Origin of the sequence: Microcystis sp. M144S2, from assembly GCF_020246065.1 — a bacterium.
Classification (GTDB): Bacteria; Cyanobacteriota; Cyanobacteriia; order Cyanobacteriales; family Microcystaceae; genus Microcystis; species Microcystis ichthyoblabe_A.
This window is the reverse complement of sequence record NZ_JADBTR010000084.1, coordinates 13476-34790: the sequence shown is the minus strand read 5'-3', so window position 1 is coordinate 34790 and position 21315 is coordinate 13476. Positions and strand designations below refer to the sequence as shown.

15 protein-coding genes and 1 pseudogene are annotated in these 21315 nt (G+C 42.7%); 8 read left to right on the top strand and 8 right to left on the bottom strand.

What is annotated here, in order from left to right; genetic code table 11:
• Positions 1-281 (top strand): annotated as a pseudogene (locus IM462_RS11220) (flagellar assembly protein H); the annotation flags it as partial.
• A gap of 149 nt (positions 282-430) precedes the next feature.
• On the opposite strand, the gene IM462_RS11215 reads toward IM462_RS11220, so the two are convergent.
• The 3 genes from IM462_RS11215 to IM462_RS11205 all read right to left on the bottom strand — a co-directional run bounded on the left by IM462_RS11215 (position 431) and on the right by IM462_RS11205 (position 5878).
• A complete protein-coding gene (locus tag IM462_RS11215; protein ID WP_287702256.1) occupies positions 431-3310 on the bottom strand; it encodes a UPF0182 family protein in 2880 nt (959 codons plus the stop codon).
• A 135-nt stretch (positions 3311-3445) separates the two neighbouring features.
• Positions 3446-4672: a glycoside hydrolase family 10-like protein gene (locus tag IM462_RS11210; RefSeq protein WP_287702255.1), complete on the bottom strand. Its 1227-nt coding sequence runs from the start codon at positions 4670-4672 to the stop codon at positions 3446-3448.
• A gap of 78 nt (positions 4673-4750) precedes the next feature.
• On the bottom strand, positions 4751-5878 hold the full coding sequence (locus IM462_RS11205; protein WP_272014829.1) for an ABC transporter permease: 1128 nt from the start codon (positions 5876-5878) through the stop codon (positions 4751-4753).
• 84 nt (positions 5879-5962) lie between these two features.
• Between IM462_RS11205 and IM462_RS11200 the strand changes: the two genes are divergently transcribed.
• Positions 5963-6898 (top strand): 2OG-Fe(II) oxygenase, encoded by a 936-nt coding sequence (locus IM462_RS11200; RefSeq protein ID WP_287702252.1) that lies wholly within the window; start codon positions 5963-5965, stop codon positions 6896-6898.
• A gap of 66 nt (positions 6899-6964) precedes the next feature.
• Here IM462_RS11200 and IM462_RS11195 read toward each other — a convergent pair whose 3' ends face one another.
• A complete protein-coding gene (locus tag IM462_RS11195; protein ID WP_287702250.1) occupies positions 6965-9163 on the bottom strand; it encodes a phosphoketolase family protein in 2199 nt (732 codons plus the stop codon).
• Positions 9164-9293: 130 nt separating this feature from the next.
• Between IM462_RS11195 and IM462_RS11190 the strand changes: the two genes are divergently transcribed.
• From IM462_RS11190 to IM462_RS11180, 3 genes are all read left to right on the top strand, one after another.
• Positions 9294-10793, top strand: a complete 1500-nt coding sequence (locus IM462_RS11190) for an SLBB domain-containing protein (protein WP_287702248.1) — start codon at positions 9294-9296, stop codon at positions 10791-10793.
• Between the two features lie 358 nt (positions 10794-11151).
• The gene (locus IM462_RS11185) at positions 11152-12111 is read left to right on the top strand and encodes an aldo/keto reductase (RefSeq protein ID WP_287702246.1); all 960 of its coding nucleotides are present in this window, start codon (positions 11152-11154) and stop codon (positions 12109-12111) included.
• A 110-nt stretch (positions 12112-12221) separates the two neighbouring features.
• The gene (locus IM462_RS11180) at positions 12222-12797 is read left to right on the top strand and encodes an Alr1449 family protein (RefSeq protein WP_002741242.1); all 576 of its coding nucleotides are present in this window, start codon (positions 12222-12224) and stop codon (positions 12795-12797) included.
• Here the strand turns inward: IM462_RS11180 and IM462_RS11175 are convergent.
• Positions 12780-14423: a CocE/NonD family hydrolase gene (locus IM462_RS11175; protein ID WP_287702244.1), complete on the bottom strand. Its 1644-nt coding sequence runs from the start codon at positions 14421-14423 to the stop codon at positions 12780-12782. The two genes, IM462_RS11180 and IM462_RS11175, sit on opposite strands and share 18 nt — an antisense overlap.
• A 135-nt stretch (positions 14424-14558) precedes the next feature.
• On the opposite strand from IM462_RS11175, the gene IM462_RS11170 reads away from it, so the two are divergent.
• The 3 genes from IM462_RS11170 to IM462_RS11160 all read left to right on the top strand — a co-directional run bounded on the left by IM462_RS11170 (position 14559) and on the right by IM462_RS11160 (position 17735).
• Positions 14559-16253: an ABC-F family ATP-binding cassette domain-containing protein gene (locus tag IM462_RS11170; protein ID WP_287702242.1), complete on the top strand. Its 1695-nt coding sequence runs from the start codon at positions 14559-14561 to the stop codon at positions 16251-16253.
• Between the two features lie 49 nt (positions 16254-16302).
• A complete protein-coding gene (locus tag IM462_RS11165; protein ID WP_287702240.1) occupies positions 16303-16758 on the top strand; it encodes a peroxiredoxin in 456 nt (151 codons plus the stop codon).
• A 623-nt stretch (positions 16759-17381) separates the two neighbouring features.
• The gene (locus IM462_RS11160; protein ID WP_287702237.1) at positions 17382-17735 is read left to right on the top strand and encodes a phenylpyruvate tautomerase MIF-related protein; all 354 of its coding nucleotides are present in this window, start codon (positions 17382-17384) and stop codon (positions 17733-17735) included.
• 28 nt (positions 17736-17763) lie between these two features.
• Here the strand turns inward: IM462_RS11160 and IM462_RS11155 are convergent, their stop codons facing one another.
• The 3 genes from IM462_RS11155 to rimO form a co-directional block, all read right to left on the bottom strand.
• Positions 17764-18198, bottom strand: a complete 435-nt coding sequence (locus IM462_RS11155; protein WP_287702235.1) for a DUF4332 domain-containing protein — start codon at positions 18196-18198, stop codon at positions 17764-17766.
• Positions 18199-18423: 225 nt separating this feature from the next.
• Complete coding sequence (locus IM462_RS11150; protein WP_004268339.1) at positions 18424-19863, bottom strand: DEAD/DEAH box helicase; 1440 nt, start codon at positions 19861-19863, stop codon at positions 18424-18426.
• Between the two features lie 41 nt (positions 19864-19904).
• The gene (gene rimO / locus IM462_RS11145) at positions 19905-21218 is read right to left on the bottom strand and encodes a 30S ribosomal protein S12 methylthiotransferase RimO (RefSeq protein ID WP_287702234.1); all 1314 of its coding nucleotides are present in this window, start codon (positions 21216-21218) and stop codon (positions 19905-19907) included.
• Positions 21219-21315 lie beyond the last annotated feature (97 nt).

Sequence of the window (21315 nt, the reverse complement as noted above, 5' to 3'; positions counted from 1 at the left end):
TTCAACAGGGTCTTCAACAGGGTCTTCAACAGGGTCTTCAACAGGGTCTTCAACAGGGTCTTCAACAGGGTCTTCAACAGGGTCTTCAACAGGGTCTTCAACAGGGTCTTCAACAGGGAGAACGTCTGGTGATAGAAAATTTATTGAAAGCTCGTTTTGGTAGTTTAGACCCAGATTTATCCGTAATTATCGATCGCATTTTATTATTACCAGTGGAGGAGTTTACCCCTTTAATAATTAATTCATCTCGCACAGAATTAATTGCCCACTTTTCTAATTAAAAGCATAACTCAATCCTTTGATGATACTGGATTTTGAAATTGGCTGATTAACCAGAGCAGGCAATTTTCTGGGCGAATTTGGGGATATTGAGGATCGTTCTGGAACCAGCATCAGCTTTCTTGCTAATTTGTGGGCAATTAGCGGCAATTTAGCTCTGATCACCTTGAAATAGCTTTTCTAAAGCTTCCTTCAAGGTTGGTTCCATGACAATTTTATTTTGATAAGCAACTGTTACTCTAGCGATTGTCGGGACACTATTTTGGTCTGCCACTAGATACAAAGGTTCTACATAAAGCAGCGATTGTTCAATGGGAATAATTAATAAGTGTCCTTGCAAAACTTTAGAACCGTCCCGATTCCAAAGGGAAATCTGTTGAGAAATATCTGGATCTTGGTTAATTAAAGCCTCAATTTGATTCGGTCCGTACACTAACCTTTGTTTAGGAAATTGATAGAGTAATAACTTACCATACTCTCTATCGTCTGAACGCGCTGCCAACCAAGCGATTAAATTTTGCCGACTAGAGGGAGTATAGGGATGGAGGAGAATAAATTCTTCTTTGTCGGAATCGGGCAGTTTCATGATTAAATAATAGGGTGATACAGCCTGGGGTTCCGTGCCGTAAATTTCTAGGGGAATTTCCCATTGATCCTCCCGATTATAAAATACTTGTGGATCGGTCATGTGATAGGTTAATAATCTTTCCGCTTGGGTACTAAATAAATCTTCGGGGTAACGGATATGACTGCGGAGAGTTTTCGGCATTTCTGCTAAAGATTTAAAGAGATGAGGAAAGATTTTACTCCACGTCTGAATAATTGGATCATTTTGATCGGCAACATAAAAATTCACCGTTCCATGATAGGCATCCACTACCACTTTAACCGAATTGCGAATATAGTTAAATTTATCTTTCCCCGGGTCGGAATAGGGATAACGATCGCTAATAGTATAAGCATCAATAATCCAATGTAATTTACTACTACTATCGCCCACATCTGCCGCTACTAAATAGGGGTTGCGATCATAACTTAAAAAAGGGGCGATAGTTTGCACACGATTTTGGATATCACGACGCATTAACAGGCGAGTTTCGGGAGTAAAATCTTGGCTAAATAACATTTGCCAATCCCGCAGATAAAGGGCAAATAGCCAACGTCTCCAACCGGTCCCAACTAGGATTCCTCCCTTACCATCGTAGGTATTATAGACATTTCCATCCCCGCTGGGAAAATCCAATTCTTCTGCGGTGGTGGGAGTCATCACATAATTATTAGTTAATTCCCCGTAGTAAATGCGGGGTTTACCAATGGGAATACTATAATCAATTAATTCGCTAGAGGTTTGTAGGGCCCCTTCGTCTTTATTTGTGCCGATATCTTTGACAAAATAGTAGGGTAAACCCCCGGCAGCCACTAAATTAACCGGGGAAAGAGTGAACCCATAACCGTGGGTATAAACGAGATGTTTATTCACCCAAGTATTAGCAGAAGTGGGAACCGCACTATAATCTAATTCCCTAGCGGCAATAATTGTCTGTTGTTTTTCAGATATTTGACGTTCCTCGATTTTTTCAGGCAATCCCACTCGCACCCGATAGCGATCGATATCAGCATCGGGGAATTTATAATATAAGCGAATTTGCTGTAATTGTCGGTTAGTTTCTAGCAGTGGTTTGGTGTCCCAAAGACGAATATTATCGATAGTTAGATGATTTCTCTCTAAAACTTCGGCATTTAATTCGGCCTGTGGATCGAAAACTTGGGCATCAATTCTATCTAAGGAAAAAGCCGCTCTTGTGGATTGAATACTTCTTTCAATATAGGGTCTTTCTCTTACTAATTCATTCGGTTGTACGATTATTCTTTGTAATCCTCCACTGATAATTGTGCCACTTATCCAAACAATTAAATAGAGAAATACAGGAACTAAGTAGGGGAAAAATACCAACTTTTTCTTGGCGGTTTTGTGTAATTTGCGACGGTATTTTTTACCAAATAATGCTTTTTCTCCTAACCATATACAGGTTATTCCTGCAATAATTCCCAGAATAATTTCAATAAATTGACCAACATGAGCATCGATATAACCCGCACCATAAACTACTCCTTCGGGAGAGTAAAGTAGCAGGTAACGCTGAATAATATGGTGTAATACTAGCAGCCCCATTAACCCACTCCACAGGGCGTATAAATGACGCAGTTGCGGACGAGAAAACCCCGGAAATTTTCCCAGAGAAAGACTATCACCCGAAAAAAGATAGGTTAAACTAACGGCAAAAAGAGTATATATTCCCACACCACTGAGCCATAATTCTAGTAACTGCCACAGGGGTAATTGAAAGATATAAAAACCTAAATCATTCCCGTATTGAGGATCGTTAATATTGAAAGGAACACCATAAAAATATTTTAAAAAGTTCGCCCACTGCCCAGCAATAATAAAAGATAGCATTACAGTGAATACTATAGATATTATCCGCAAAAAATACTCGGTTTTAATTAATAATCCCAGGACTAAAAGAGCGATGATTACCCCTTGCCAAAGATTACTGGAAATATCGGTTAATACTTGCCTAATCCAGACTATTTGCAGAGGAGAATTGAGGGAAGAACTAAGGTTAGGGAGATTAAAATCTGGTGTCCAGAGACTGAGGGCTAGTTTACTGTAATACAATAACATTGACCCGATCCAAGCTCCAATTCCCGTTGCGATAATCAAAAGACCGAGTAAATTAATACTAGGAGATTGAGGACTAAGAGGATAACTATCTTCCTGGGATTTTTGCCAACGAAAACGCTGGGCTAAACGTAAATTAGTAAAAATAAAGAGTAGAGAAAGAATCGCACTTCCCCAACCTAATCCTAGTTGCCAAGATAATTGTTTCAGGAAAGTGTTTAAATAACCCATCTCGGTAAACCAGAGGCTATTGGCTACCACTAATACCCCCAACTGCCCGATCACAAGGCAGCCGAGAAAAAGTAAAACAGGTTTAGCGATCGAGCTTCGGTTATGTCTGATCAGCATGAATAAAGTGATAAGGGAGAGTCTTCTTTTATTCTAGCGATTCTAGTTTCTCCCTGCTGCTTTTTATTAATTTAAAGATAAACTTAAGAAACTATAGCCAGGTTAGGGCAATAATTTCGCTTAAAGTCAGCAATTTTAGCGAGGATTAGCAGACTGGAGTATTTCCCGAAAAATCCTGCGTCGATAGGAAGGAGATTCATTGCTGATATTCCATAAAGTTTCGTAGAAAAAGAAAGAAACACCAAAATTTTGTTGTCTCGATTTTTCCACTTGTTGAGTAATATTAACCATCGGAATCGGACGACCTTTTAAACCAGATAAAATCCCAATAGCTACGGGGATAGATTGCCTAGCTTGCTGTAATTCTGGTTGGGATAATTCCCAGTCAAAGGCGTTCATATCAGTTCGATACACTTGCACTACTAACTCATCAATCAAGTTTTTTTCTTGCCATTTTTGCCAATCTAAAAGATAGGATTCTAGGGAGAAAGTGTAGGGATTAGGAGATAGGGAAATAATCGCTCTAGGTTGCTGCTTTTTAATCGTCTGGGCTAAACTATTCATATAGTCAGTAATTTTATCGGCCCGCCATTGAATCCATGCTTTATCTTGGTAATCTTGCGGGGGTAATTGTCCCGAATGTTCCCTTTGATAGAGTTTAATTGTGGTTTCATCATAGCCAAAATCGGCGGGATAACCAAAATGGTCATCAAACTGAATTCCTTCTATATCGTAGTTAGTAATAATCTCACTGACTAAATCGGTAATAAAGTTTTGTACTTGCGGATTTAAGGGATTTAACCACACCCGTTGATGCACTTTTCCTTCCCACCAAATTACGCTTTTATCCTGTCTTTGGGTTAACCAATCGGGATGTCGTTTGGCTAATTCTGAATCCGCAGGAGCCATAAAACCAAATTCAAACCAGGGAATAATTCTTAATTTTTTCCGATGACCTTGGCTAATTATTTCTTTTAAAAAGTCGCGATTTTTTAAAGATTCATGGGGATCGATCGCTCGTCCTGTGACTTTTTCTGCTACCCTAGAAGGATAGAGTGTATAACCCCAATTCCAGACCGTGGGATAAATAGTATTAAAGTTTAAATCAGCCAACCTATCAAGGGCATCTTTTAGGGTTTCTGGGTTAAATAATACCTGACTATCGATATTAGTTAACCAAACTCCGCGAATTTCAGTTTTTTCGTGGGTTTGATTGCTGGATTGTGCCGGGTAATTAAAGGTTATCGTCATGATACAAGCAAAGATAATTAAAAATATTAACCAGCTTATTTTCCCGTATCTTTGACTATAAATCACCAAACTATCGGCGAAATTATTAAAGGTTTTACTGATTTTATTCATAATGGGAAGTGGGAAAGTGGGGATAATAAATAAAAGCTGCCTCCTGACGACCGCCTCCTGACTGTTAAAATAACTAAATTATCTCTCTAAATTGCGAGGATCTAGAGAATCGCGTAAACCATCACCGAGTAAATTAAAAGCTAAAACGGTGAGAATAATTAACAAAGCAGGTGGCCAAATTAACCAGGGTTGTAGAACAATAATTGAGGCATTTGTAGCCAAAGAAAGCATATTTCCCCAACTAGGATCCGGTTGTTGAATTCCCAAACCAATTAAACTTAAAACCGATTCGGCGACGATAAACCCCGGCACGGCTAACGTAGCAGAAATAATGATATAACTGGCAGTTTGGGGCAGCACATGACGCAGAATAATATAAAGAGGTTTTGCTCCCATAGCTTTAGCGGCCTGAATAAATTCCTGTTCTTTCAGGGATAAAACTTGACCGCGAATTACCCGCGCTAATCCCGACCAACTGATAAAAGAAGTAATCAGGACGATTAATAAAAAGCGCTGGGTACTGGTTAATCCTGCGGGTAAAACGGCCGCTAGGGCCACGAGTAAATATATGCCGGGGATAGTCATTAAAACTTCCACAAAACGCATTAAAATCGCATCTAACCAACCGCCAAAATAGCCAGAAACGCCACCGACAAATAAACCGATAGGGAAAGAAATTAAAATCCCCACCAAACCGATAAATAAACTAATTCTGCCTCCGAAAATCAAGCGACTAAAACTATCGCGTCCCGATTCGTCAGTTCCCAATATATTGATTCTACCATCGCCGATCACCCCGAACAGATGGAGATCAAAAGGGATACCGGGGAATAAAGTTACTTCCTCCCATTTTGGCGGCAAAGGTAGGCGAATTTGACCGAAATTATAGGTTTCACCCTGAACCAAGAGACGCAGCGGCAAGGGTTTGTTAAAATCTCTCATTAGCTTCCGCTCACCAGTTTCTATATTAATAGCACTTTGAGTGGTGGGATAGACGTGGGGGCCAATCCACTCACCCTTGTTACTTCCCGACTGCGAGCGCCAAAAGATTTGGGTGGGGGGTAGAAGAGACTGACCGGGTTGAGAGGAATAGGGAGAGTAGGGAGCGACAAAATCCGCCGCCATTACGCTTAAATAGAAGATTAACAGTAAAACTGCTCCCCAACGAGCGAGAGGATTATCTTTGAGTTTGTGCCACCAGTCCATAGGCGATGAGGTCAATAGGAGAGTTAATCTTTATTTTGTCAGTTTGATTGCTACAATTTATCATACCAACAAAAAAGCTGTCTAATGTTTATCAACCCCCTTGTTTATGAGAAATCTCCTGTCTATCGTCAAGATTTTGAGACAGCGCAACCGTTTAAGCATTTGGTCATCGATAATTTTTTAGTTGGGGAGCAAGCGCAAATTTTGCTGGAAAATTTTCCCAGTTTTAATCCGCAAAAAGCCATTAGTGAGCTAGGAAAAGTTGGGGGGAAGGCAGTTAATGAGGATTTAATCGGTTTGGGGGGTGTTTATCAACAGTTTGGCCGCTACGTTCAAGCTCAAGAGTTTTTAGAGTTAATTTCTCAATTAACTGGTATTGATAATTTAATTCCAGACCCTAGTTTTTATGGGGGTGGAACCCATGAAAATTTACACGGTCAAGAATTAGACCCTCACATTGATTTTAACCTCGATGAGCGTCATTGGTATTATCGCCGCTTGAATTTATTAATCTATTTAAATCCCCAATGGCAAGCAGATTGGGGAGGTAATCTAGAGTTACATTCCAATCCTCGTCAACCAGAAGAAAATAAGATTAAATCTTTTGTCCCTATCTTTAATCGTTGTCTTATTTTTGAAACCAATGAACATTCATGGCATGGATTTTCTCAGATTAATTTACCAGAAAATCAACGGCATTTATCGCGTAAATCTCTGTCTATCTATCTTTATACCAAAGAACGTCCAGCCGAGGAATTATCACCATCTCATACAACTTTTTACATCCCACGCCCGCTACCAGAAAATATTCAACCCCATCAAGTTTTAAGCTCAGAAGATTACCAACAAATTAAAATTCTACTGAAAAGACGGGATGATTTAATTCGTTTTTATCAAGATAGAGAACTGAAAGAATCTCAGGATTTAGTTAGTTTAAAATCCCATATTAAGCGCTATCTATCCCTCCAATATCCTCGCCTATGGAAAATTATTAAAAGTTTAACCCGTTGGCAAAAGTGACCAGAAAAAAATCCCTACTTTCCAATCAAAGAAAGTAGGGAATAATCAAAAAAACTAACTGGGAACTTAGCCTAATAACTGGGTAGCACGCGCAGTTAAAGCATTGGCAGTTAAGCCATTATAGGCCATAATTTCCCCGGCACTGGCGGTGGTTTCTCCCCGTTTCCAAGCGAAGACATCCCGACGGGTATTACTGCGTAACATAATCGGTTCTAACATGGCGCTTGTACCACCGGTTACTCCGATTAAAGCATCACCGGCAAAGAGACTGTCAAAACCAGCATCATCAAGGAAATTATTATCAGCTGCCGAGCTAGTTTCACTCATCACATCGCTAGGACGGTAGAGACGACGGGGATTAATTACCGAGACGATTTTTACACCGATTCCCGCTGCTTCTAACTGTTGTGCAGACTCAAAGACGGGTAATAAAGTCATATCACCAATGACGGCAAAAACGACTTTTTTACTGCCTTCCGATTCCTGGAGAATTACGCCGCCTTTTTCTAAAGCTTGACGGGTTTGCTCAAAGCTGGTTCGCACTGGTAAAGGCGATTTACTAGCGGTGATTGTAATGCCTTTATTGCTAGTTCCTAACGCCCATTCATAACAGACTTGAATGCTGTTAGCATCGCAGGGAAAGAGAGGAAAAATATTGCCATTTCGCATCATAGCGGCGAAATAATTTTCAATCTCTGGGCGTTGGTGTGTCCAACCATTACGCCCTTGCTCTAAGGCTCCGGCGGTGAATAAAGTAATAGTAGAAGGGGTGGGACGACGTAACTCGGCCATCGCTTGGGTTACAGTCTGCCAAATCGGTAAACCATTGATAGCAAAAGACTCGTAGGAACACCATAAAGTTCGCGCTCCCAAGAGAGATAAACCGACGGCTAACCCGGCACAGGCATCCTCGCTTAAAGGCTCATAAACTTGACCGTTAGGTGCTTGGAAATAGGCATCATCGGTGGTGGGGTGAATAATCTTTAAACCGACGTTAATATTATTAATTCCCGAAGCGGCATTACCATCAGCATTAGTGACGACAAAATTGGGGTCAGCTTTACCCACAGCTACCACTAATTCCCCCATAGCAGTGGTGGCCACTTTTTTATCGCCACCCACAGTATATTCCGTCATCGGTAAGGTTCCTAAATCCGGCAGCGGGAAGACTTTTTCCGTCACCACTGTTTCTGCTGCCGGACCGCCTCCAGAGCGCTCGAAATTAGTACGAACAATTGACCAAGCTTCAGGGGGTAAAGCGCGTTCTTGTAAGGCAGTAACGATATAATCTTTTTCTAAAGAATCGCCTGGATAAAGATTATGAGAAGCTGCTCCCCGTTTGTGAACTCCCGCCCCTTTAAGTTGTTTAATAATGATCACCGTTAGTTTACCACCCAGGGCTAATTGGGCGGCTTTATCCGTGGCCATTAACACCGCTTTCATGAACTCCAGACGCTGGTTAAAAGAGAATTTGGTGCTATCTACATATTCCCCTTTTTGATTAGCATCATCGAAGTCTTTGGCATTAATGAGAATCACTTCCTCGAAACCATTACCGCGCCAATAGGCTTCCATTTCGGCGTTAGTTTTCAGGGACACCATGCTATGGTGTTCTTGGGAATAGCCATTCCAAACTAAAATTGGCAGAAAATTGGTAATTTCTGGATAAGCAGTGTGAAAATGACCAAAACTACTCATAATGTAGGGTTCTCCTAAACCACCATCCCCGATAGTCACAGGGAAAAGGGTATTAGGGTGTAATTTGGCCGCCGCCATGGCGAAATGTTGGCCTTGGCCCAAAGGACCGGCCGGCCCAAGAAGTCCGGGGATTTGTCCAGAAAGATGCCCTAAAAGTCCGTGTTTTTCCCGAAAACGTTCTCCCAATTGGGTGACGTTGCTGATGCCCATGGCTTCGAGAGAGCGATCAAGAAAGACGTTACTATAAAAACCGGGGGCATGATGGCCCACTTCAGTGAAAATATTTTTCTGGCCTAACATCATCAAAGAGGCAATCACGTCGGCAGCGCTGGCAAAACCGCCGGGGTGTCCCGATTCTTTGGTAGCGGTGATTTGTAGGGTGAGGTAACGCAAAGCATCGGCGGCTAGGAGGGTTTGATAGATAGCATTCGGGTCATTAGCGGCACTAATAGCGGTTTTTCCCTCAGCAATAGCGGCTTTTCCTGCATATTTATCAAATTCGGGTAAGGAACCCCCAAAATATTTTATCCCTTGACAAAAATCGGGAATTGTGCTAGTAGCTGTCATAAAATTAATATACCCCTTTACATACAGGCAATCATTAAAACTATCTTACAGTTAGCGGTAACTCTCGATAGATGCGATATTACAGGGGTTTTCCATAGGCGATCGACTATTTGTGCTACACTGATCGCCAATGTCAACGATAAAATTAATCCTATTGATCATGTTAAATAGCAGCCAATTACAGCATTTAATCAGTAAATCCCTACGTTATCTATTAATTATCGGCACTATTGCCCCCCTAACTTCCTTAGAGGCTCGCCCAGTCCAAGCCACGCCCTCTAGTAGCACTGCACCCCCTAAAGAAGCGATTGCCCCTATCCCCGCAGAAAGCAAAGATTACACCCTAGGAGAAGGGGATAAAGTGCGCGTCACCATCTACCAAGTGGCGGATTTAAGCGGCGATTTCCTCGTTTTAGCCGATGGAACCCTAACTTTACCTCTCATTGGTAGCGTCAAAGTGGAAGGAATGACCGTCACTGAAGCCGGCCAAACCCTGGCTAAACGTTACACCACCTATCTCAAACGTCCCGTGGTTACTGTTAGCGTTCTCACTCCCCGGCCCCTGCAAATCGCCATCGCGGGGGAAGTCAATCGTCCGGGTACTTATACAATTAACCCCGAACAAAGCCAAAAAACGCCCCTATTGACCGAAATAATCCGGCAAGCAGGGGGAGTGACTACGGTGGCCGATATTGGTCAAGTTCAAATCCGACGCAACCTCAAGGGACAAGAACAGCTAATTCAAGCGAATCTCTGGCAATTAATCCAAAAAGGCGATACAACCCAAGATATTAGCCTTAGAGATGGCGATAGCATTGTTATTCCCACCAAAACGACCCTTAGCGTCGGGGAAGTCAATCAATTAGCCGATGCCAATTTTGGACTAGATAGCGATCGAGAAATTAATGTTACTGTGGTGGGAGAAGTTTATCGTCCGGGGTCCCATCGTATTGTCCCCAGTCCCAATAATAACAATAACAATAATAATGACCAAGATCGCGGCGGCACCAGGAAACCGGCCCGACTAACCCAAGCTATCCAACAAGCGGGAGGCATCAAACCTCTCGCCGATATCCGACAGGTGCAAGTGCTGCGTTATACTCGTGACGGTTCCCAGCAGAAAATCCCCGTAGATCTCTGGAGTTTGCTCGAAAAAGGTGATATGACCGGCGATATCTTTCTTCAAGAAGGAGATACGGTGATTATCCCCACCGCAACTGAAATCTCGGCCAAGGAATCGGAAACCCTAGCATCGGCTAGTTTTGCCCCTAAAACCATTAACGTGAAAGTGGTCGGGGAGGTGAAAAAACCGGGGACAATTGAAGTTCCTCCCAATACCCCCCTCAATCAGGCAATTTTAACCGCAGGAGACTTTGATAAGCGTCGGGCCAATCAGTCCACAGTGGATTTAATTCGTCTCAATCCTAACGGGACCGTCACCAAAACCTCAATTAACATCGATTTTTCCCAGGGTATCAACGAGAAAACTAACCCGATTCTCCGCAATAATGATGTGGTTGTGGTTCATCGTAGCAATCTGGCCTCTGCCACCGACACCCTCGGCACGGTTTTAAGTCCCTTTACTGGTCTGACAGGACTCTTCAACGGATTTTTAAATCTTTTCCGTTAAAAAAGTTTACTTTACCCGGATGTCATTAGCTAAGTAATCGAGCTAATAATAGATATAGAAACGGCGAAAAGTCGTGAGCAGTCACGGCTTTTCTGCTCAAGAGACTCAGGAAAGAAAACTATGATTTTTCTCCTTACTCTAGCCCTAATCTCCCTGTCGATTAGCTACAATGTTCACGGCGAAATAATTAGCCTCAGTACCTGCTTATTAGGTCTTTTTTGTGGCTTATTAAGTTTGTTCTTTACACCCCTACTGGTAAAAGTTTTTATCCTTGTCACCTTAGTCCTCTTCCACTGGGATTTTCAGCCCTAAACCCGACTAAAACCCTAAGCAGACTTAACCCATCAAAAAAACTGTTATGCAAAAACGCTATCTCGGTCAGACTAATATAGAAATTACTCCCCTTCTCGTGGGTACTTGGCAAGCAGGAAAAAAGATGTGGGCAGGTATTGAAGATGAGGAAAGTATTAAAGCCATTCGTGCCGCTTTTGAGGCAGGAATTACCACTGTAGATACAGCCGAAATCTACGGGGAAGGTCACTCAGAATTGATTGTCGCTCAAGCTTTAGCCGATGTGCGAGAACAGGTAATTTATGCCACCAAAGTTTTTGCTAATCACCTTAAATATGAGGAAGTTATCGCAGCTTGTGATCGCTCTTTAAAAAACCTCCAAACTGATTATATAGATATTTACCAAATTCATTGGCCTAGTGGCTCATGGAACACGGAAATAGTGCCTATTTCTGAAACTATGGCCGCTCTTAATTATCTGAAAGCACAGGGAAAAATTCGCGCTATAGGGGTTTCCAATTTCTCCCGCTCTCAACTGGAAGAAGCCAGTCAATACGGCAGAATTGAGAGTATTCAACCTCCCTATTCTCTCTTTTGGCGCTCGGTAGAAAAGGAAATTATGCCCTATTGTATAGAAAATAATATTTCTATTCTGGCCTATTCTCCCCTTGCCCAAGGTTTATTAACAGGAAAATTTAGAAACGGTTATCAGTTGGCATCCGAGGATCATAGAATTAAAAATAAACTCTTTCATGGCGAAAACTTTCAGAGGGTACAAGCGGCTTTAAATCAATTAGAACCGATTGCTAACCGCTATAATTGTTCCCTAGCTCAATTATCTCTTGCTTGGTTAATCAAGCAACCTCAAACTAATGCAATTGCTGGGGTAAGAAATGCCGCTCAAGCAGTTAATAACGCTCAAGCAATGACAATTAATTTAACCCCAGAAGACCTAAAATTAATTGATAATATTGGTAAACAGGTAACTGATTTCCTGGATGATAATCCTGTGCTGTGGAATTTCTAAAAGTTATACAGCAGTTATCCTAATGGTGAAGACAGAAGCTTTGGTTAATTCTCAGGAAAAAGCCTGTATAATGATAGCTATAGTCCGATTCTTACCGCAGGATTATCCCTATGGCTAAATCGAAAAAACACAATCTGCAATGGATTAAAGAAACCCTCGACTTAAATCCAGATCATAACTGGAAATCTAGTCCGGGTAACAGTATTTTTGTAGCTGGTCGCGGTGCAGTTCGCTTTGAAGTTCCTCAAGATTGGCATTTTGAACCCGATGATAATTCCTTTCGTTTTTTAGATAGAAAACCCCCCGATGATGATTGTCGTTTAGAGGTTTCCTATAATTTACTTCCCCCCGGAGATTGGAAAGAATTACCCCTAAAAGGAATGGTCAAAAAGTTAGCTCGTGAAGATAGCCGCAATCCTCACGAAATCGGCGAAGTTATCCAAGAAAAACGTCAAACTGTCCGCATTGTTTGGGTGCAAATTCAATTCATCGACCCCCAAGAAAATCGTCCCGCTTATTCGCGCATTGCCGTGGGTATTGGTTCTGGGGTTCAATGTTTAATTACTATGGATTATTGGGTCGATGATGCGGACAAATTCACCCCCGTCTGGGATACGGTTATCTCCTCGCTGGTGTTAGGTTTATACATTCGCGATCCCCGCAGCGGTTTAGCTTTCCCCGACTAAAGGTAATAGCAATTTTGCAGGAAAATTTCCTTGACAAAAAACCTTAATTGTGATAATAGAAAAATCGATCGCTCGACTCTGGTGGGGATAGCTGCCGGTCCCCGCATTGACGGGATGTGCAGGAAAGCAAGAGGCACTCAGACTTAAACGCAAGCTATGACCTTGAGGAATAGTGATAAAAGTGGCCTGTAGGGCAATATTTAGGGGCGATTCGGGATTATTTACCCGTTTATAACCCTGAGTGATATTAAAAACCCGACCATCGGGGGTAACTTGAGAAACCACCGCACAGATATCGAAACTAACCGCATCTGCTTGACAATAACAATCCAGACGGGGACTACCCAAAATCGTTAAATCCTTCTCTAGGGGGAGAGAAGTGTAGGTAATCACATCACTGCGACAGTCTAGCATGGTGCGGTCGAATATTCCCCCCGGTAGGGCGCTATGACCTCCTAAAGATGGCACTGGTCGCCAAGGATCGTGAACGATGGTATCCTCGATCGCAGGTTCTAACAAAATCGCGCTTAATTTTCCCTCATCCTCGCGCAGATTGGCTAAACCCTGACTAGCAAGATAATAAATTTGCTGATTTTCTCTGGGAAACTTTTCCAGATATTGCCATTGATTAGACCCAATTTGAAATAGATACAGGGGAGGATTTTTTAATAACTCCGTTTCCTGACCTTTTAAGAAATAATCAAACCATTGCAGCTGCATTTTATCCACAGGACTAATTGCCTGTTGACCATAATCTATCTCTCCTACTTTTCTCCCCCAGGGTAGATGAGTCCAAGCACCAATAATTAGTCGTTGGGGATAAATAGAACGACTTTGTATTTCTTGGTATAAACTCAAAGTTCCCCGGAGATGAGGATCGAACCAACCCCCGATATGTAACATCGGTAAATCGATATTTTTTAACAGGTTTTGCGGTGATAAATTTTGCCAATAGTCATCGGGAAGATAACGAGTAATCCAATCGTGATAAAAAGAATCGGCGGCCAAATCTTGTAAAATTTGGGGAGAGACCGCAATAGGATCAAAAAGAGGTAAATTTCGGGAAGCTGCCCAGAGTTTTTGATAGGCAGTTTCTTCCCCTTTTAATCTAGCTGTTTCCGCATCTAATTGTATTGCCCAAGCGAGATTATATTGTAAATTAAATGCTTCATTTTCATAGGCCCAATCTCGATATAAATCATGAGCAATCATCGCCGGACAAATAGTTTTTAAAGCGCTATGACCATTAGCAGCCGCATATAATTGGGTCATTCCCTGATAGGAAAAACCATACATTCCCACCACACCCGTATTATTAGGAATAGTTAAAACCCATTCAATAGTTTCTAATCCGTCGCTAATTTCATGGGCAAATAAATTAAAATTTCCCGTCGAGTTTCCCCGTCCGCGGACATCCTGAATTACTACAATATAACCCTGACGTGCATACCAGCTAGGATGGGCATAAACCACCGTAGAAGCGATCGCTTTTCCGTAGGGTTGTCGCATTAGTAAAATGGGCAAAGATTCCCTACTATCGGGACGATAAATATCGGCAGCTAAACTAATTCCATCTTTGGTGATGAAACTAGCTGTTTCTTTTTTTATGGGGTAGGGATTAAACATTATTATCTCTTTCAGATCAAAAATACTGTCAGGTGGCTCAATCGAGAAAACTTGACCAAGACTAGATAAAGCTTAACTAAATGTTACAATAAAGGCGGACTGCCTCAATTGCCTAGGACTGGAGAAAAATCAGCGATGCTACGACTAGAGAAAATTAGTAAGATTTACCCAACGGGAGAAGTGTTAAAAGATGTCACTTGGGAAGTAAAAACTGGCGATCGCATCGGGTTGGTGGGAGTCAATGGGGCCGGAAAATCCACCCAACTGAAGATTATTATGGGGGAAGTGGAACCCACCGCCGGGGAGATCATCCGTCCTACCAGTCTCCATATCGGCTATCTTACCCAAGAATTTGAAGTGGATCCCCGTCGGACGGTACGCGAGGAATTTTGGACGGTGTTTCAAGAAGCGAATCAAGTCCACCATCAACTAATAGAAATTCCCCAACACATGGAAAAAGCTGATCCTGAAGAATTAGATCGCTTAATTCATCAATTGGATCGCCTACAAAGACAATTTGAAGGGTTAGATGGTTACGGATTAGAAGCACGCATCGAGAAAATTTTACCAGAAATGGGCTTCACTGTTGATGACGGCGATCGCTTGGTAAGTTCTTTTAGTGGTGGTTGGCAAATGCGGATGAGTTTAGGCAAAATTCTCCTGCAAACTCCCGACATTTTACTCCTCGATGAACCCACTAACCATTTAGACTTAGAAACCATTGAATGGTTAGAAAAATTCCTCAAGGACTTAACAACTCCCATGGTCATAGTGTCCCACGACCGGGAATTTCTTGATCGCCTCTGTACCAAAATTGTCGAAACTGAAAGGGGAGTTTCTACCACTTATTTAGGTAATTATTCTGCCTACCTACAGCAAAAATACGAACAACAATCCGCTCAGTTAAGTGCCTACGAACGTCAACAAAAAGAACTAGAAAAACAGCAAGCTTTCGTGGATCGGTTCCGGGCCAGTGCCACCCGCAGTACCCAAGCAAAAAGCCGGGAAAAACAATTAGAAAAGGTGGAAAAAATTGAAGCGCCAATCGCCGATGTGCGTACCTTAAAATTCCAGTTTCCTCCAGCAGTGCGTAGTGGACGAGAAGTGGTAACGATTAAAAATCTTGTTCACATTTACGATGATAAAATTCTCTTTTTGGGAGCAAATCTGGAAATAGAAAGAGGCGATCGAGTGGCGTTTTTAGGCCCCAATGGTGCGGGAAAATCGACGCTTTTACGCTTAATTGTTGGGTTGGAAACCCCCACAGAAGGCTCGATTGAAATCGGTAAACATAACGTTATTCCTAGTTATTTTGAGCAGAACCAAGCGGAAGCTTTAGACCTAACTAAAACTGTTTTAAATACCATTCATGATGAAGTTCCCGATTGGAAAGATGTAGAAGTTCGCAGTCTTTTAGGGCGATTTTTATTCAGTGGGGAAACGGTATTAAAAAAAGTAGAATCTTTGAGTGGTGGCGAAAAAGCGCGTCTTGCTTTGGCCAAAATGTTACTTGCTCCCGCTAACTTATTAATTCTCGATGAACCCACTAATCACCTCGATATTCCCGCTAAGGAAATGTTAGAATCGGCTTTAAAAGTTTATGAAGGCACGGTTTTAATTGTTTCCCATGATCGTTATTTTATCTCCCAGGTAGCTAACAAAATTGTCGAGATTCGGGATGGCGAATTAATTGTCTATGCGGGAGATTATCACTATTATCTAGAAAAACTAGACGAAGAAAAACAAAAAGCCGAACAAAAACGCATTGAAGCCGAAAAAGCGGCCAAAGCTGCCGCTAAACGGGCTAAACAAAAGGCCAAAAAAGGTTAGAATGTAAAGTATTACCCTATCCACGATTATCTATCAATTAATTAATCTTATGGCAGCTATAAAAGTAGGCGATCGAGTTCCTGATTTTTCTCTCCCCTCCCAAACAGGGACAACGTTTAATATCGGCGATTTAATCGGTAAAAAATCCCTGGTCATTTATTTCTATCCCAAAGATGACACCCCGGGTTGTACCGCAGAATCCTGCGCTTTCCGCGATAGTTACGAAGTGTTTACCGATGCGGGTGCGGAAGTTATTGGGATTAGTGCCGATAGTCCCCAATCCCATCAACAATTTGCCCAAAAATATAATCTTCCCTTCACCCTTTTAAGTGATAGCGATAACCGAGTGCGGAAATTATTCGGTGTTCCCTCTACCTTATTTGTCCTCCCCGGACGAGTTACCTATATCATTGATAAAGAGGGAATCGTCAGACATATTTTTGATTCTATGTTAGATTTTAAAGCTCACGTTACCGAATCTTTAAACACGATTAAATCTTTTTAGGTTGATGATCACGAAAGAAATCCTGATCGGATAATTACTTGGAAAGAAATTAAAACATCTATCGGATAATTGTGCTGGTTCTGACTTAAAAACACGCCAATTCAAGTCTGAATTGGTGCTTTTCATCTGGTTTCGGCTGAGCGCTTATGGGTCAAAACTCATCTTAAAACAGAGGAGGAAAAACCACGGTTCTCAACTTAGTTGGGGTTTAACTAGGAGGATTTTTATGCCAAGTAAAATAAAAAGTTGCTCCTTCACCTGCTTGAGATTCTATCCAAATTGTACCTCCTTAACTGTCTTTAGAGACTAGATAGTGATCGGTTGTTCTCCTCGGTTTTAGCCAGCGTCAACCATCACCAACGTTGATATGTTCTGCTTGTGGAAAAGCTTGCTCAGAAGTGGCAACCCTTTCTAAAAAACAGAAGGGATCACAGTCATCTAATTGAGATAAATTATCAAAACAATCATCGATCGCTTTTCTGGATAAAAAAGGTACTTATAGCGGTTCTCACACCTGTCTGGCAAACTTAAACCTTTGCTGATTAAGCTTTTTAACATCGATAATGTACCTCTTGCGAACAGGAAACGCTATATTATAGAAAAATATTGCTGAGATTTTTCCTATGCCTCTAATTAAAATTCAAACTTCTGTCACCTCCCTCAAGGATGAGACGGTTAATCAACTTTTGCAGAGTCTTTCGGCTAAATTAGCTAAACATCTGGGAAAACCCGAATCCTATGTGATGACAGCTTTAGAATCGGGGATAAAAATGACTTTTGCTGGCACTTTTGAGCCAGTGTGTTATGTGGAGATTAAAAGTGTTGGTTCTATTTCCGCCGCTCAAACTAAAAGCATGAGTAGTGATTTTTGTCAAGAAATTGAGGCTTATTTAGGAATACCGAAAAATCGCATTTATCTAGAATTTGCCGAGGCGAAAGGTGATCTTTGGGGATGGAATGGCACTACTTTTGGCTAATTTATGCCAAAATTATCGGAGATAGGGCTTATTTTAACTCTCTGGTTAAGATTTGCGCCTGTTCAATCCAAGCTAACATCACCGCAATATCGGGACATAAATCGCGTCTTTGCAGATTAGCCACCTGAAAGCGGAGAATCTGTCGATGCAATTGCTGAATTGATGTCTGTGCCAATTGCGGGATGGAAGCAATACCGGCATGAACCAGTAAACCGCAGTATTGACAACCCACGGCGGGAATAGAGGCTAATTCCGCCATTGCCACCCACTTATTAATATGTTTAGCCTGAATTTGCATTCTTACCGCTAATTTTTCCTTACCCAATTGCGGAAGAACTTTTTGCAAAAGTTGTGCGGTGGTATCGATACCGCAATCCTTTAATTTTTGGCAATCTTGGTCACTTAACCCCGGCAAATGTTCAATTAACCAGCTTTGCCTGTGGATAAGTTGCGATCGATTCATCGAAATTATTAACTATTGATAAGTAGATTATAGCAGTTATCCTCAGGTCCAGATTAGCTGGTCGATGTCTGGTGAGAATCGCTTCCCCTAGGTTCGGCATCTTCTTAAAAAAGGGGAAAAAGGAGGAATTCAATGTGTAGTTTTTATGAATTGTACACAGAAAAAAAGTTGATAGAACCAAAACGGTCTATCAACTCTTAAAATTATCTATTCAAGAACTAAAAATTAACGTTCTTGAAAGACAATTTTTTTGTCCAGGGAAGGACGGTTATTCGACTTAGAGGGGTACTTACTACCACCACTGCGGGGAGTTTTATTAATCACCGGTTTACTGCTCGTCGCTGCGGGAACTTCCCAATCGGTTTTCATCCACTGGGGACAATTTTGATCGTAGATCATTTGCAGGGCAGCCGCTGCGATCGCTTGTGGATCGTATTCTTCACTTAAATCCCGCACTAAAGGCAAGAAAGAAGCCATACGTTCCCCCGATAAAGCCTCTTTTAGCTGATTTTGCAGCTTGGCCAGACGTTTTGCTTCTACTTCCGCACGACTAGGAATGGGACTAGATTCCAGACGTTGACGCAGACGCTGTTCAATCTGACGTAATAAACGCCGATCGATCGGTTCTACTAAAGATATAGCAGTTCCCGTTTTACCGGCGCGGCCGGTGCGGCCAATGCGGTGAATATAGGTTTCGGCATTATCTGGCAGATCATAGTTAATAACGTGGCTGAGATTTTCCACATCTAGACCGCGGGCTGCGATATCCGTGGCTACCACTAATTTAATTTTGCCCTCGCGGAAACGTTGCACCAGTCGTTCCCGTTGCACTTGGCTTAAGTTACCGTGGTATTCATCCACCGTTTGCCCCGCTTCTTGCAGTTTGCTGGTTAATTCGGCCGCGGTTTGCTTGGTGCGGACGAAAATAATCGCCGATTCTAGGGGTTCGATCTCTAACAGGGGTTGCAGGACTTTTAATTTCGTCCAACCGCGAGGGATCAGATAAATTTTCTGCTCGATCTTAGCAGGAGCGGCCTGGGGTTGAGAAACCGTCACAGAAATGGGAGATTTCAAGAAATTAGCGATTAAATCGCGGATTTCCCGGGGCATAGTTGCCGAGAAACAGGCGGTTTGACGGGTGGAGGGGGATGCTTGCAGAATTTTCTTAACATCATCGATAAAACCCATACTGAGCATTTCGTCCGCTTCATCGAGGACTACCCAGTTTAGGGATTCGAGATGGAGTTTTTTGCGATCGAGCAGATCGATTACCCGGCCGGGAGTCCCGACCACAATCTGGACACCTTTTTCCAGACTGCGGATCTGACGTTCCATGGATTGACCACCACAGACTGTCAGGATAAAGAGACGACGATCATCAGAGAAATCTTTGATGGCGCTGGCTACCTGTTGGGCTAATTCCCGGGTGGGGGTGAGGATTAAAGCTTGAACGTTAGGATTTTTGGTGTCCATGCGTTCCAGTAAAGGCAGGGAATAGGCGGCGGTTTTGCCGGTTCCCGTTTGCGACATTCCTACCATGTCATGCCCTTCTAGAAGGAGAGGGATGGCTTTGGTTTGAATTTCGGTGGGGGTGGTGAATCCAAGCGTTTCTAGGTGTTGAAGACGGCTATCGGATAAACCTAAATTGTTGAAACCAGTGGTCATAGGGATTGTTTTGTGGGAATTAAATTAGAAAAATGGAAAAATTAGACTATTTCGCCGTAGAGATCGTAGGTATCGGCCGAAGTGATTCGGACCTGCACGATCGCACCTAGAATCGCCTCCCCTGTCACATAAACCAAGCCATCTACTTCCGGGGAAAAACGAGCGGAACGCCCGATTAATTCTCCTGTTTCCGGGTTTTCTTGTTCGATGAGAACATCGACAGTTTGACCGATATAAGCTTGATTTTTGCGTTCCGAGATTGGTTGCTGAGTTAACATCAACCTTTCGCGGCGTTCGTCCATAATTGCCTGTGGCACTGGATTGGGCAGGTCAAAAGCGGCTGTACCTTCTTCGGCGGAGAAGGTAAACACCCCGACGTGATCGAACTCATGACGCTTGACAAATTCCAGCAGATGGCTGAAATGTTCCTCGGTTTCTCCGGGGAAACCGACGATAAAAGTCGTTCGTAAAACCGCGTTCGGGATAGCTTGCTTGATCCGCTCGATAATGCCATCGTTGACTCGTCCTTGCCAGGGACGGTTCATCGCCCGCAGGATGTGGGGATGGGAATGCTGTAGCGGCAAGTCTAGATAGGGTAAAACATTCGGGGTCTCTCGGATCGCCTCGATAACCTTTGGCGTTAACCCGGTCGGGTAAGCGTAGTGAACGCGAATCCAAGGTATATCGACTTCTCCCAGCGCTCGCAAGAGTTCCGCTAATTTGGGTTCGCCATATAAGTCTAACCCATAATTGGTTGTTATTTGCGAAATGAGAATTAATTCTTGGACTCCTTGGCTGGCTAATTGTCGCGCTTCCTTGACAATGGACTCGATCGAACGGGATCTTTGATCGCCGCGCAGGTGGGGAATAATACAGAAGGCACAGCGATAATCGCAGCCTTCAGCCACCCGCAGATAGGCGACTCCCTCGCTGGTGGTGCGATAACGGGGCAGATTTTCATCGGCGATAAAAGTGGGATCGGTGCTGACTTCTTTGACGCGTTCTCCCGTCTCTACCCGTTCGACGATCTCGACAATTTTCTGATAATCCCCCGTGCCGACAATGGCCACGGCTTCCGGCAATTCCGTCAGCAGTTCATCTTGGAAATGTTGGGCCATACAGCCGGAGATAATAATTTTTTTATTAGCTTCCGCCAGTTCCACGAGGGTGCGAACGGATTCTTCTCTAGCTGCTTGAATGAAACTACAGGTATTAACGATAACGTAATCGGCCAACTCCTCGTCATTATCTACGGGATAGCCGGCCTTGGCCAGCAGTCCTAACATATGCTCGGAGTCGATCCGGTTTTTCTCACAGCCTAGGTGTGAGATAGCGATGGTTGGCTTATTGCCCATGCGATCGAGTATCAACCAAATCTTAAACTTCTCTAATGTTAAGACATTTTAACGGATTCCGGAATTGATAAAATCATTAGCAGTTAAAATAATTTCC

Bases quoted from the DNA above. Each gene is read 5' to 3' on its own strand.
- IM462_RS11210 (WP_287702255.1), bottom strand. From the start codon at position 4,672: ATGAATAAAATCAGTAAAACCTTTAATAATTTCGCCGATAGTTTGGTG.
- IM462_RS11160 (WP_287702237.1), top strand. From the start codon at position 17,382: ATGCCTCTAATTAAAATTCAAACTTCTGTCACCTCCCTCAAGGATGAG.
- IM462_RS11150 (WP_004268339.1), bottom strand. From the start codon at position 19,863: ATGACCACTGGTTTCAACAATTTAGGTTTATCCGATAGCCGTCTTCAA.
- IM462_RS11190 (WP_287702248.1), top strand. From the start codon at position 9,294: ATGTCAACGATAAAATTAATCCTATTGATCATGTTAAATAGCAGCCAA.
- IM462_RS11180 (WP_002741242.1), top strand. From the start codon at position 12,222: ATGGCTAAATCGAAAAAACACAATCTGCAATGGATTAAAGAAACCCTC.
- IM462_RS11195 (WP_287702250.1), bottom strand. From the start codon at position 9,163: ATGACAGCTACTAGCACAATTCCCGATTTTTGTCAAGGGATAAAATAT.
- IM462_RS11185 (WP_287702246.1), top strand. From the start codon at position 11,152: ATGCAAAAACGCTATCTCGGTCAGACTAATATAGAAATTACTCCCCTT.
- IM462_RS11170 (WP_287702242.1), top strand. From the start codon at position 14,559: ATGCTACGACTAGAGAAAATTAGTAAGATTTACCCAACGGGAGAAGTG.
- IM462_RS11205 (WP_272014829.1), bottom strand. From the start codon at position 5,878: ATGGACTGGTGGCACAAACTCAAAGATAATCCTCTCGCTCGTTGGGGA.
- IM462_RS11155 (WP_287702235.1), bottom strand. From the start codon at position 18,198: ATGAATCGATCGCAACTTATCCACAGGCAAAGCTGGTTAATTGAACAT.
- IM462_RS11200 (WP_287702252.1), top strand. From the start codon at position 5,963: ATGTTTATCAACCCCCTTGTTTATGAGAAATCTCCTGTCTATCGTCAA.
- IM462_RS11175 (WP_287702244.1), bottom strand. From the start codon at position 14,423: ATGTTTAATCCCTACCCCATAAAAAAAGAAACAGCTAGTTTCATCACC.
- rimO (WP_287702234.1), bottom strand. From the start codon at position 21,218: ATGGGCAATAAGCCAACCATCGCTATCTCACACCTAGGCTGTGAGAAA.
- IM462_RS11165 (WP_287702240.1), top strand. From the start codon at position 16,303: ATGGCAGCTATAAAAGTAGGCGATCGAGTTCCTGATTTTTCTCTCCCC.
- IM462_RS11215 (WP_287702256.1), bottom strand. From the start codon at position 3,310: ATGCTGATCAGACATAACCGAAGCTCGATCGCTAAACCTGTTTTACTT.